Origin of the sequence: Isoptericola sp. b408, from assembly GCF_030588085.1 — a bacterium.
Classification (GTDB): Bacteria; Actinomycetota; Actinomycetes; order Actinomycetales; family Cellulomonadaceae; genus Isoptericola; species Isoptericola sediminis.
This window is the reverse complement of the sequence record NZ_JAUQYQ010000001.1, coordinates 149071-160857: the sequence shown is the minus strand read 5'-3', so window position 1 is coordinate 160857 and position 11787 is coordinate 149071. Positions and strand designations below refer to the sequence as shown.

Annotated in this window: 10 protein-coding genes; 3 read left to right on the top strand and 7 right to left on the bottom strand. The window is 73.1% G+C overall.

What is annotated here, in order from left to right; all coding sequences use genetic code 11:
- Positions 1-13: 13 nt before the first annotated feature.
- Genes Q6347_RS00725 through Q6347_RS00715 form a run of 3 tightly spaced genes read right to left on the bottom strand, consistent with a single transcriptional unit; the run spans position 14 to position 3875 of the window.
- On the bottom strand, positions 14-907 hold the full coding sequence (locus Q6347_RS00725; protein ID WP_246246840.1) for a carbohydrate ABC transporter permease: 894 nt from the start codon (positions 905-907) through the stop codon (positions 14-16).
- Positions 908-909: 2 nt separating this feature from the next.
- The gene (locus Q6347_RS00720; RefSeq protein WP_171248427.1) at positions 910-1839 is read right to left on the bottom strand and encodes a carbohydrate ABC transporter permease; all 930 of its coding nucleotides are present in this window, start codon (positions 1837-1839) and stop codon (positions 910-912) included.
- Positions 1836-3875, bottom strand: a complete 2040-nt coding sequence (locus Q6347_RS00715; RefSeq protein ID WP_304606365.1) for a beta-galactosidase — start codon at positions 3873-3875, stop codon at positions 1836-1838. Before Q6347_RS00715 ends, Q6347_RS00720 begins: the two co-directional genes overlap by 4 nt.
- Before the next feature lie 128 nt (positions 3876-4003).
- On the opposite strand from Q6347_RS00715, the gene Q6347_RS00710 reads away from it, so the two are divergent.
- The gene (locus Q6347_RS00710) at positions 4004-5014 is read left to right on the top strand and encodes a LacI family DNA-binding transcriptional regulator (RefSeq protein WP_304606364.1); all 1011 of its coding nucleotides are present in this window, start codon (positions 4004-4006) and stop codon (positions 5012-5014) included.
- A gap of 19 nt (positions 5015-5033) precedes the next feature.
- On the opposite strand, the gene Q6347_RS00705 is transcribed toward Q6347_RS00710, so the two are convergent.
- From Q6347_RS00705 to Q6347_RS00690, 4 genes are all read right to left on the bottom strand, one after another.
- Positions 5034-6200 (bottom strand): winged helix DNA-binding domain-containing protein, encoded by a 1167-nt coding sequence (locus Q6347_RS00705; RefSeq protein WP_304606363.1) that lies wholly within the window; start codon positions 6198-6200, stop codon positions 5034-5036.
- Between the two features lie 141 nt (positions 6201-6341).
- Positions 6342-6509, bottom strand: coding sequence for a hypothetical protein (locus Q6347_RS00700; RefSeq protein WP_171246258.1), 168 nt, complete (start codon positions 6507-6509; stop codon positions 6342-6344).
- A gap of 25 nt (positions 6510-6534) precedes the next feature.
- Positions 6535-6807 carry a metal-sensitive transcriptional regulator gene (locus tag Q6347_RS00695; protein ID WP_304604763.1) on the bottom strand — a complete coding sequence of 91 codons (273 nt, stop codon included), beginning with the start codon at positions 6805-6807 and terminating at the stop codon, positions 6535-6537.
- A gap of 29 nt (positions 6808-6836) precedes the next feature.
- Positions 6837-8546 (bottom strand): FAD-dependent oxidoreductase, encoded by a 1710-nt coding sequence (locus Q6347_RS00690; RefSeq protein ID WP_304606362.1) that lies wholly within the window; start codon positions 8544-8546, stop codon positions 6837-6839.
- Positions 8547-8676: 130 nt separating this feature from the next.
- Here Q6347_RS00690 and Q6347_RS00685 point away from each other — a divergent pair, with 130 nt between their 5' ends.
- Complete coding sequence (locus Q6347_RS00685; protein WP_304606361.1) at positions 8677-11460, top strand: HAD-IC family P-type ATPase; 2784 nt, start codon at positions 8677-8679, stop codon at positions 11458-11460.
- Between the two features lie 48 nt (positions 11461-11508).
- Positions 11509-11769 carry a GlsB/YeaQ/YmgE family stress response membrane protein gene (locus tag Q6347_RS00680; protein ID WP_304604760.1) on the top strand — a complete coding sequence of 87 codons (261 nt, stop codon included), beginning with the start codon at positions 11509-11511 and terminating at the stop codon, positions 11767-11769.
- Positions 11770-11787: the final 18 nt, after the last annotated feature.

The window sequence follows — 11787 nt, the reverse complement described above, 5'->3', positions numbered from 1 at the left end:
TGTCTCGGCGCGGTCATGCCTTGACACCGCCGGCCGCGAGGCCGCTGCGCCAGAAGCGCTGGAGCCCGAGGAAGGCGAGGATGAGCGGGACGACGGCCACGAACGCCCCGACGACGACGGCGGTGCGCAGCTCGGGCACGGCGTTGGTCTGGGAGTTCCAGGCGTACAGCCCGAGCGTGACGGGGTAGAGCTTGTCGTCGGAGAGCATGACCAGGGGCAGGAAGAAGTTGTTCCAGATGGTCACGAACTGGAACAGGAAGACGGTGACGAGCGCGGGCGCCATCAGTCGCATCGAGACGGTGAAGAAGGTTCGCACCTCCCCGGAGCCGTCGAGGCGCGCCGCCTCGAGCAGCTCGCCCGGGACGCTCGCCGCCGCGTAGATCCGCGACAGGTAGACCCCGAACGGGCTGACCAGGCTCGGCAGGAACACCGCCCAGTACGTGTTCGTCAGGTCCACCGCCGAGAAGATGAGGAACAGCGGCAGCGCGAGCGCCGTGACGGGCACGAGCACGCCGCCGAGGATCACGTTGAAGAGCAGGTTCCGCCCGCGGAACGCGTACTTGGCCAGGGCGTAGCCGCACATGGAGGCCAGCAGGGTGCCGAGCAGCGCACCGACGCCGGCGTACAGGACGGCGTTGGCCAGCCAGCGCAGGTAGACGCCGCCGTCGTACGTGAAGACGTACTGCAGGTTCTCCCAGAGCTGCCAGTCGGCGAACCACAGGCCCGCCGTCGACGCCATCTGGCCGCGCGACTTCGTCGAGGCGACGAACAGCCACCACAGCGGGATGAGGAAGTACAGGGTGAACACGGCCATCACGAGGGTGGCGGCCATCCGGGACATGAGCGGCTCGCGCACCGTGCGGGTGCGCGCGTTCTCGGGGCCGTACCCCGCGGTCCGGGTCAGCATGCTCACTGGAAGGCCCTCCTCTGCGTCAGCCGCAGGAAGACGAACGACAGCACGAACGTCAGCAGTGCGAGCACCACCGAGAACGCTGCGGCAAGGTTGAAGTTCGGCACCGTCGAGGTGGTGTAGACCAGCAGGTTCGGCGTGAAGGTGGAGCTGACCGAGGTCGTGAACGTCCGGAACACCTGCGGTTCGGTGAGGAGCTGCAGCGTGCCGATGATCGAGAACACGCCGGTGAGCACGAGCGCCGGGATCACCAGCGGGATCTTCACCGACAGGGCGATGCGCAGCTGCCCGGCGCCGTCGATCCGCGCGGCCTCGTAGATGTCCTGCGGGATGGCCTGCAGGGCGGAGTAGATGATCAGCATGTTGTAGCCGATGTAGACCCACGTCACGACGTTCGCGATCGACCACAGCACCAGCGAGCTGCCGAGCAGGTCCACGTTGCTGGTGACGACCTCGAACGGCGAGAGGCTGGGTGAGTAGAGGAAGCCCCACATGATCGCCGCGATCACGCTCGGCACCGCGTAGGGCGCGAAGAACGCCAGCCGGTAGAACCGCTTGCCCTTGACCAGCGTCGAGTCGATGAGCAGGGCCAGCAGCAGCGCGATGCCGAGCATCACCGGGACCTGCACGACGCCGAAGAGCAGCACCCGGCCCAGCGACGCCCAGAAGGCGTCGTTCTCGAACACCTGCCGGTACTGGGCGAACCCGCCGAAGACCTCGGTCGCCGCGCCGAAGGTCCCTTCCCGCTCGACGACGAAGAACGAGCGGTAGGCCGCGTACGCGATCGGTGCGAGGTAGAAGAGCGCGAACAGCACGAGGAACGGCGACACGAGCACGGCCACGGCGCCGCCGTGCGACGACCGCCGTCGCCGCGCCGGTGCCCCGCGGGCGGTGCGAGCCGCCGTGGCGGCCGGTCCGGTGGTGGTCATGCGTCCTCCTCCGAGGTCGGGCGGGAGTCCTGCGGGAGCTCGCGGACGACGGCGACGTCGCCCGGGGCCACGTGGTGCTCGGTCGCGTCGTGGCCGGTCAGGAGCTCGGTGCCCTTGACCTGCGCGACGAAGGGTTCGTCCGAGCCGTTGACGACGAACACGTACGAGGCGTCGTCGGCCGTGCGGCGCAGGACGTCGACGTCGCCGCCGGCACCGGGCAGCACGGGCGGGACGTCGGCGTCGGCCAGGACCTCCGTGACGAGGTCCTGGCGCCCGGCGTCGTCGAGGCGGGCCGCCACGTACCAGGCGGCGCCGCCGCCGTACCGGTGTCGGGTGAGGGCCGGGGACCCGGCGACGGGGCCGTCGGCGAAGCGTGCCCGCACCTCCGCCCCGCGGGCCTCGAGGCGCTCGGTCCACACGCTCGCGCGGCGGCCGTCGTCGAGGGACACGGTCTCGCCCGCCTGCAGCGGGAAGAACTCGTCCGAGCGCGCCCCGAGCACGTCGCGGAACGCCCCCGGGTAGCCGCCGAGGCGGACGTGGTCGTGCTCGTCGACGATGCCGGAGAAGTAGGTGACCAGCGCCGTGCCGCCGTCGGCCACGAACCGGTCGACCTCCGCGGCCGCGGCGTCCGTGACGAGGTACAGGGTGGGCACCACCACGAGCCGGTACCCCTCGAGGTCGTCGCCGGGGCGCACGACGTCGACGGCGACGCCGGCCCGGCGCAGCGCGGAGTGCATCGCGTGGACCTCGTCGAGATAGCGCACGTCCCCGGTGGGGTGGCCGGGACGGTCGGCCGCCCACCACGCCTGCCAGTCGAACAGGAGCGCCACGTCGGCCCGCAGCACCGATCCCGTGACCTCGTCGAGCGCGTCGAGCATCCCGCCGAGCCGGACCGTGGAGCGCCACTGCGCGGAGTCGGTGCCCGCGTGCGGCAGGAGCGCGGAGTGGAAGCGTTCGGCCCCGGCGCGCGAGGCGCGCCACTGGAAGAAGCAGACGGCGTCCGCGCCACGGGCGACGTGGGAGAGGACCATGCGCTCGAGCTCGCCGGGCCGCTTGGCGATGTTGCGCGGCTGCCAGTTGACGGCGCCCGCCGCGGCCTCCATGAGCATCCAGGGGCGCCCGCCCGCCAGCCCGCGGGTGGCGTCGGCGGTGAAGGCGAGCTCGCCCCACGGGTCCGGCAGGCGGTGGTCGAGGTAGTGGTCGTTGGCGACGACGTCCATGTGGTCGGCCCAGTCCCAGTAGTCCTGGGTGTCGATGTGGGCCGCGACCATGAAGTTCGTGGTGACCGGCGCCGTGCTGCGCTCGCGCAGGATCGCGGCCTCGGCGTCGTACCAGTCGAGCAGCGTGTCCGAGCTGAACCGCCGGAAGTCGAGCATCTGGGTCGGGTTCTCCGGGGACTCGACGTGGCGCGGGGGGAGGACCTCGTCGAACGACCCGTAGCGCTGGCTCCAGAAGCTCGTGCCCCACGCCTCGTTGAGCGCGTCGACGGTGCCGTAGCGCTCCGCGAGCCAGCGCCGGAAGTCGCGTGCCGACTCGTCGCAGTAGCACAGCGCGTTGTGGCAGCCGAGCTCGTTGGACACGTGCCACATCGCGAGCGCCGGGTGGTCGGCGTAGCGGTCGGCGACGGTCTCCACGAGCCGCATCGCGTGCTCGCGCACGACCGGCGAGCTGGGGCACCAGGCCTGGCGGCCGCCCGGGCTGACGGTGACGCCCTCCCGGGTGACGGGCAGGATCTCGGGGTGCGCGGTGGTGAGCCACGGCGGGGGTGTCGAGGTGCCGGTGCCGAGGTTCACCGCCACACCGTGCGCGTGCAGGATGTCCAGGACGGTGTCCAGGTCGTCGAAGCGGTGCACCCCGGGCGCGGGTTCGATCTCGGCCCAGCCGAACACGTTGACGGCGACGAGGTCGACGCCGGCCTCGCGCATGAGCCGGGCGTCCTGCTCCCACGTCTCGCGGGACCACTGCTCGGGGTTGTAGTCGCCCCCGAACGCGATCCCGGGGCGCGGGAGACCAGGTCGTCCCTGGTGAGTACGCATGTCCACGTCGACTGCCGATCCTCGTCCTCGAAGAAACTGTGTGTGCACGTGCACACACTCGTTGACGATACATGCTGCGACGTGGTGTGTCCACGTGCACACACGGATTGGAACGATACGATGTCGGCATGACCTCCCCACGCCGCACCCGGGCGACGGTGCACGACGTCGCGGCGCAGGCGGGGGTCTCGCGGGGCACCGTCTCCCGCGTGCTCAACGGCGCCGGGTACGTCTCCGCGGACGCCCGCGCGCGCATCGAGGCGGCGATCGCCGAGGTCGGGTACGTCCGCAACACCGCGGCGCGCAACCTGGCGCGGAGCAAGACGTGGGCGGTCGGGTTCGTGGTCCACGAGCCGCACCAGCTCTTCCTCGAGGACCCCAACATCGGGTCCATCCTGCTCGGCACGAACGAGGTCGTCGCCGACGCCGACCACCAGCTCGTCGTGCTCGTCGTCGACTCCGACCGGGACGCGAAGCGCGTGTCCGGCTACCTGCGCGGGGGGTTCGTCGACGGCGCCGTCCTGGTGTCCGCCCGGTCCGACGACACGGTCGCCGACGCGATCGTGGAGTTCGGCCTGCCGGCGGCCTTCGTCGGCCATCCGGCCGGGCGCGCGTCGGTCCCGCACGTCCGCATCGACAACCGCACCGCCGCACGACAGATCACGGAACGACTCCTCGCCACGGGGCGCCGGCGGGTCGGCATGCTCGCGAGCGCCCTGGACCGCGACTCCGGCGCCGACCGGCTCGAGGGGTTCCAGCAGGCCCTCGGCGACCGCTTCGACCCGCGTCTGGTCGTCGACGACCCGCTCTACTCGTACCAGGCCGGCGTGGCCGGCATGGCCGAGCTGCTGGACCGCGAGCCCGCGCTCGACGGCGTCTTCGCGGCGTCGGACGCGGTCGCGGCCGGGGCGCTGGAGACGTTGCGGGCACGCGGGCGCCGGGTGCCCGAGGACGTCGGGCTCGTCGGTTTCGACGACAGCGCCTGGGCGACGCGCAGCACGCCGCACCTGTCCACGGTGCGGCAGCCGGCGCGGGACATGGGCCGGGCCGCGGCGCGGCTCGTGCTCGACCAGCTCGGCGGCCACGAGGCGCACGACGTCACGCTGCCGACGGAGATCGTCTGGCGGGACTCCGCCTGACCCGGACGGTGCCCGGCGTTCAGCGCGCGGCCGCGTCCCGGGCGTCCGCGAGCCGGCGCACCTCGACGGCCGGCAGCTCGTCCCACCACCGCCGGTAGCGGCGGAAGACCGCGGGCTCGCGGTCGGCCAGCAGCTGCTGCAGCGAGGCCGCCTCGGCGGCCAGCGCGGACCAGACCCGGTCGGGCAGCGGCTCGACGACGGCCGCGTCGATCCCGTCGTCGGTCGCCCGCCAGAACCCGGTGACGCGGCCGTCCACCAGCACGGTCGCCAAGGTGTCGCCGTTGCGGCGCACGACGTGACCGCGCAACGCCTCGGGCACCACCCGGGTCCGGTCGGCGTGGGCGAGCAGGAGGCTGTCCCACATGCCCAGCAGGCGTGGGGGAGCGGGGGTGTCGGCGGCGGGCCGCGGGGCGTCCGGCAGGTCCAGCAGGGTGACGCCGTCGGGCCCGTCGATCTCGACGAGCTCCGGCCGCAGGGTCTCGACCGCGGGCCCGGTCCAGGGCTTGCGCAGCATCGTGAACCGGGCGAAGTCCGCCTCGGTGGCGGGGCCGAAGGCGGCGAGGTAGCGCCGCAGCAGGTGCACGACGGCGGGGTCGTCCCCCGCCGGCGGCTCGTTCGCGGCGGTCCGGGCGCCGGCGCGGTAGACCCGCTCGCGCGGGCTGAAGGACCACGGTGCCCCGCTCGGGACGTGGTGCAGCGGGGCCAGGGTCCGCAGCGCGAACCAGGTGGCGGGTGCCCGCTCGTCGTCCAGCAGGCGGCTCAGCTCGGTGACGATCTCGTCCTGGGTGCGGGGCCGGTCGGCGAAGGCCAGCACGGCGTCCCGCACCTCGTCGGCCTCGGCGGGGGTCAGCCGGGCCGGGGCGAAACGTCGGTCGTTCAGCCGGGAGCCGCGCAGCGGATGCGTCATCGCGTGGTGGAACGCCGCCCAGTCGTCCTGGTGGACGGCGTGCAGCGTGACCCGCATCAGGGTGGCGCGCACCACCGTGCCGGAGGCGAAAGCGGCGTCCAGGTCGTCCGGGCGGAACCCCGCGACGCGGTTCCAGAGCGCCAGGTACGGCCCGGCGGGTTCCTGCGCCTGCAGCGCGCCCACCCGGCGGACGGCGTCCGGTACGGACGCGTCCGCCCGCTCCAGCAGGAGCTGACGGGCGAGCGTGGCACGACCGAGCCCGGTCCGGTCCAGACGCATGGCGTCGAGACTGGCCCGGCGCGGCGTCACCGGCAAGCCGGACGCCCGCCGTGGCCACCGGCCGATCCGCAGCAGCGCGGTGCGGACGCGACGCGGCCGGCCCCCGACCCGGGTGAGGTCGAGGGCCGGCCGGTCGCCGTCTCAGCGGTTGAAGAGGCGCGAGAAGAAGCTCCCGCCGCCGCGCGGGGCGTCGGCGTGCCCGTCGCACCACTGGGAGGCGGGCACGGAGCGGCGCACGTCGGCGACGTGCTGGCCGCAGCCGCTCCACGTCGTCTTGCCGCAGGTGGAGCAGGTGGCGGGGTAGCACATGGGGTCGTTCTCCTTCGGGTCCGGGTCAGGCGAGGGTGAGGAAGAGCTTCTCGAGCTCGGCGGGCGTGAGCCCGTCCTCGGTGGTGTGGTCGGGGTCGACGAGGCACTCCTGCATCGCGTTCGCGACGACGGCGTAGCCGGCCTTGTCGAGCGCGCTGGCGACGGCGGAGAGCTGCGTGACGACGTCACGGCAGCTCCGGCCGTCCTCGACGGCGGTGATGAGCGCGTCGAGCTGGCCGCGGGCGCGCTTGAGCCGGTTGACGATCTTGCGCTGGGCGGCAGCGTCCTGGGTCGACATCGGTCAGGTCCTCTCGGGAAAGGTGCGGTTCAGCCCACGGGGCTGGACTCGGTGGACGCGGCGGGTGCGGTGCTGATGAGCAGGTCGTCAGCGGTGGCGCCGAGGGCGGCGCGCAGCGTGAGCATGCCGCCGGACAGCGAGGCCGAGTCGAACCCGGCCTGCGACAGCACGCGGTGGGCGATGTTGGAGCGCACGCCCGAGGCGCACAGCACGCGGACCGGGTGTCCGGACGCCGCGGCGGTGACCTCGTCGAGCCGCTCGCGCAGCTCGGTGTGCGGGATGTTCAGCGAACCGGGGATGTGCCCGGTGGCGAACTCGTCGCGGCTGCGGACGTCCAGGACGAGCGTGTCGCGCCGGACCTCCTCGAGCTGGTCGACGTGCCAGATCCGCAGGGTGCCGTCGAGCACGTTGCTGGCGGCCATCCCGGCGAGGTTCACCGGGTCCTTGGCCGCCCCGTACGGCGGGGCGTAGGCGAGGTCGAGGTCGATGAGGTCGGCCACGGTCATCCCGGCCCGCACGGCGGTGGCGAGCACGTCGATCCGCTTGTCCACGCCGGCGCGGCCGACGGCCTGGGCGCCGAGCAGCACGCCGTCGCCGGCCCGGAAGTGGATCATCATGTGGATCTGCTCCGCACCGGGGAACCAGCCCACGTGGTGGCCGGGGTGCAGGTGCAGCGTCTGGAAGTAGACGTCCGCGGCCCGCAGGTCGGCACGCGTCGCGCCGGTGGCCGCCGCGGTCATCTCGCCGACCCGCACGACGGCGGTGCCGACGGTGGGCGGCACCGGCCGGGCGGTCCCGGGCCGCAGGATGTCGTCGGCGACCAGGCGGCCGGCGCGGTTGGCCGGACCGGCCAGCGCGACCGGGCGGCGCACCCCGGTGACGGCGTCGGTGCTGGTGACCGCGTCGCCGACGGCCCAGATGCCGTCGGTGCTGGTGCGGCCGTGGTCGTCGACGACGATCGCACCGCGCTCGGTGGCGATCCCCGCCTTCTCGAACACGGCGGTGTCGGGGCGGACGCCGACGGACAGCACGATGACGTCGGCGGGCAGGCGGGTGCCGTCGGCGAGGACGACCGTGTCGTGGTCGGCGCCCTGCTCGATGCTGGACGCGCCCAGGCCGGTGCGTACCGTGACGCCGATCCGCTCGAGCTCAGCGGTGACCCGCCAGGCGACCTCGTGCTCCAGCGGGGGCAGCACGTGGGAGGACAGCTCGACGACGGTGACGTCCAGGCCGCGGGCGGCGAGCGTCTCGGCCGCCTCGAGGCCGATGAAGCCGGCCCCGAGGACCACGGCGCGTCCCGCCCCGGCGTCGATGCGCTCGCGCAGCGAGGTGGCGTCACCGATGGAACGCAGCGTGTGCACCCGTGCCGAGTCGATCCCGTCGAGGGGCGGGCGCACGGCCTTGGCACCGGGGGAGAGCACCAGGGCGTCGTAGTCGACCGTGTCCGTGCCGTCGTCGGTCAGCACCGTGAGCCGGCGTGCCTCGGGGTCGAGGCCGACGACGTCGTGCCGCGTGCGCACGTCGAGGTCGAGGGCGGCGCGGAGTTTCTCCGGGGTCTGGACGAGCAGCTCGTCGGCCTCGGCGATCTCCCCACCCACGTGGTAGGGGAGCCCGCAGCTCGCCCACGAGACGTGCTCGCTGCGGTCCAGCACGACGATCTCGGCGCTCTCGTCGAGCCGCCGAGCCCGGGCCGCCGCGCTCATGCCGCCGCCGACCCCACCCACGATGACGATCTTCATGGCTGCGAGAATATACCCCTTGGGGTATCACATCAAGATGACGTCCGCGTGGGCCTCGTCACCACGATCCAGGGTACGCCCGCCCGGTGGTCGTCTCGCGGGAGTCGCGGATCGGCGGTGAGATGGAGGTATGGGATCCCCGTCGGATCTCGGTCCGGCCGCGGTCGGCACAGCCGTCCCGTCGCCGCCCGAGGCGCCCTGGTCGTCACCGCCCGCGGAGGTGCTGGCCGCCCTGGGGTCCGGGCACGCGGGCCTGAGCGCCGAGGAGGCCGCCGACCGGTTGGAGGCGGTCGGGCCGAACCGGCTCTCCACCGTGCAGCGCGACCCCCTGTGGAAGCGGGTGGCGGTCCACTTCGACGACGTGCTCATCGAGATCCTGCTCGTGGCGGCGGTGCTCAAGGCCTTCCTCGCCGACTGGGTCGACGTGACCGTCATCCTCGCCGTCGCGGTGATCAACGCCGCCGTCGGCTTCGTCCAGGAGGGCCGGGCGGAGAAGGCCCTGGAGGGCATCCGGCGGATGCTGTCGGCCTCGGCCCAGGTGCGGCGCGACGACGCCTGGACCGAGATCGGGGCGGACGACGTCGTGCCCGGGGACCTGCTGCGCGTGGGGTCCGGCGACCGGGTGCCGGCCGACGTGCGCCTGCTGCGCGCGACCAACCTGCGGGTGGACGAGTCCGCGCTGACCGGTGAGTCGGTGCCCGCGGACAAGGGCGTGGACGCCGTGCCCGAGGGCGCCGGCATCGGGGACCGCACCGACATGCTGTTCTCCGGCACGCTGGTCGCCGCGGGCCAGGGGGTCGGCGTCGTCACCACGACCGGGCGGGCGACCGAGATCGGCCGGATCCAGACGATGATCTCCGAGGTCCAGGCCCTGGAGACGCCGCTGACCCGACGGCTGGACCGGTTCGGCAAGATCCTCGCGGCCGGGATCGTCGCGATGGCCCTGGTCATGGTGGCCGTCGGCCGGTTCGTGCACGGGTTCGGCGTGGACGAGCTGATCTCGGCCTCGATCGGCTTCGCCGTGGCCGCCGTGCCCGAGGGGCTGCCCGCCCTCGTGACGATCACGCTCGCTCTGGGCGTGCAGCAGATGGCGCGACGCCGCGCGATCACGCGCAAGCTGCCGGCCGTCGAGACGCTCGGGTCCGTGACGACGATCTGCTCGGACAAGACCGGCACGCTGACCAAGAACGAGATGACCGCGCGCACCGTCCGCACCGCCGCGCGGTCCTTCCTGGTCTCGGGGGCGGGCTACGCCCCGCACGGGGTGGTGGAGCTCGCCCCGGACCACGGCGGCCGCCCGGTCGACCCGGACGCCGACCCGGACCTCGTGGCCGTGGCCGAGGTCATGATGCTCTGCAACGACGCCCGCATCGTCCCGGACGGCTCCGACGAGGGCGGCTGGGCCCTGGTCGGCGAGCCCACCGAGGGTGCGCTGCGCTCCCTCGGGCACAAGGCCGGGATCGAGCCGGCCGGGTGGCGTCGCGTCGACCTGGTGCCGTTCGAGTCGGACACGAAGTTCATGGTCACCCTCGACGAGGACCCGGACGGCCTGCTGCACGTGCACCTCAAGGGCGCCCCGGACCACGTGCTGGACCGCTGCACGACCCAGGTCGGTCCGGACGGCTCGGCGCAGCCGCTGGACCGCGCGTTCTGGGACGCGCAGATCGACGCGCTCGGTGAGCAGGGGCTCCGCGTGCTCGCCGCCGCACGCTCCGCCGCGCCGGACGGCGCGACCGAGGTCGACGTGCCCGACGTCGACGGCGGCATGGAGCTGTGCGGGCTGGTGGGGATCCTCGACCCGCCCCGTCCCGAGGCCGTCGACGCCATCGCCCGCTGCCGCGACGCCGGGGTCCAGGTCACGATGATCACCGGCGACCACGCCGGCACGGCGATCTCCGTCGGCCGCGAGATGGGCATCGGCGACACCGCGGTGCTGACCGGCGCCGAGCTGGAGGCGATGAGCGACGCGGAGCTGCGCGCCGTCGTGCGGGACGTCCACGTGTACGCCCGCACCAGCCCCGAGCACAAGATCCGCATCGTCTCGGCGCTGCAGGCCCACGACGAGGTCGTCGCCATGACCGGCGACGGCGTCAACGACGCCCCGGCGCTGACCCAGGCCGACGTCGGCGTCGCGATGGGGATCAAGGGCACCGAGGCCACGAAGGAGGCGGCGGACGTCGTGCTGGCCGACGACAACTTCGCCACCATCGAGCGGGCGGTGGAGGAGGGGCGGCGGATCTACGACAACATCCGCAAGTCGGTGCTGTTCCTGCTGCCCACCAACGGTGCCGAGTCGCTGGTGATGCTGGTGGCGGTGCTGTTCGGTCTCGCGCTGCCGCTCGAACCGGTCCAGGTGCTGTGGATCAACCTCATCACGGCGATCACCCTGACCCTCGCCCTGGCCTACGAGCCCGCCGAGCGCGACATCATGGCCCGCCCGCCGCGCCCGGCCGACACCCCGATCCTCGACGGCGTGCTGCTGCGGCGGGTCGTGCTGGTCTCCCTGCTCATCGGCGGCGCGACCCTGTTCCTCTTCTACACGGCCCGGGCGTCCGGTGTCCCGGTGCCCGAGGCGCAGACCGTGGCGGTGACGATGCTCGCCCTGGGCCAGCTCGCCTACCTGTTCAACTGCCGCCTGCTGGACCGCTCCAGCCTGACCGTCGACGTGCTGCGCGGGAACCCTGCGGTGTGGATCTCGGTCGCGGTGCTGCTGCTGCTCCAGGCGGCGTTCGTGTACGCGCCGTTCATGCACACGTGGTTCGGCTCGGCGCCCATCGGCCCGGCCGACTGGGCCGTGGCGGCCGCGCTGGCCGCGGTGGTGTTCGTCCTCGTCGAGGGAGCGAAGTGGTGGGGGCGGCGGCACGGTCGCTCGCGGCCACGTCCCGAACATGCACCGTCGTCCGACGTGTCCTAGGTTCACTGGTGTCCGGCCCACCGTTCGACCCTGGAGAGTGAACCGCGCATGGAAGTGACCGGGATCATCACCGCCATCATCATCGGCGCCGTCATCGGCGCCCTGGGACGACTGGTGGTGCGCGGGAAGCAGAACATCTCGATCATCGCCACGATCCTCGTCGGCATCGTGGCCGCGCTGATCGGCACCTGGCTCGCCAGCCTCGTCGGGGTGGCCGACACGGGCGGGATCGACTGGATCGAGCTGGCCTTCCAGATCGGGCTCGCGGCGATCGGTGTCGCGATCGTGGCGGGTGCCGGTCGCCGCTGATCCGCCGGACCCACCGCA

Bases quoted from the DNA above. Each gene is read 5' to 3' on its own strand.
- Q6347_RS00680 (WP_304604760.1), top strand. From the start codon at position 11,509: ATGGAAGTGACCGGGATCATCACCGCCATCATCATCGGCGCCGTCATC.
- Q6347_RS00715 (WP_304606365.1), bottom strand. From the start codon at position 3,875: ATGCGTACTCACCAGGGACGACCTGGTCTCCCGCGCCCCGGGATCGCG.
- Q6347_RS00705 (WP_304606363.1), bottom strand. From the start codon at position 6,200: ATGCGTCTGGACCGGACCGGGCTCGGTCGTGCCACGCTCGCCCGTCAG.
- Q6347_RS00700 (WP_171246258.1), bottom strand. From the start codon at position 6,509: ATGTGCTACCCCGCCACCTGCTCCACCTGCGGCAAGACGACGTGGAGC.
- Q6347_RS00685 (WP_304606361.1), top strand. From the start codon at position 8,677: ATGGGATCCCCGTCGGATCTCGGTCCGGCCGCGGTCGGCACAGCCGTC.
- Q6347_RS00695 (WP_304604763.1), bottom strand. From the start codon at position 6,807: ATGTCGACCCAGGACGCTGCCGCCCAGCGCAAGATCGTCAACCGGCTC.
- Q6347_RS00720 (WP_171248427.1), bottom strand. From the start codon at position 1,839: ATGACCACCACCGGACCGGCCGCCACGGCGGCTCGCACCGCCCGCGGG.
- Q6347_RS00725 (WP_246246840.1), bottom strand. From the start codon at position 907: ATGCTGACCCGGACCGCGGGGTACGGCCCCGAGAACGCGCGCACCCGC.
- Q6347_RS00710 (WP_304606364.1), top strand. From the start codon at position 4,004: ATGACCTCCCCACGCCGCACCCGGGCGACGGTGCACGACGTCGCGGCG.
- Q6347_RS00690 (WP_304606362.1), bottom strand. From the start codon at position 8,546: ATGAAGATCGTCATCGTGGGTGGGGTCGGCGGCGGCATGAGCGCGGCG.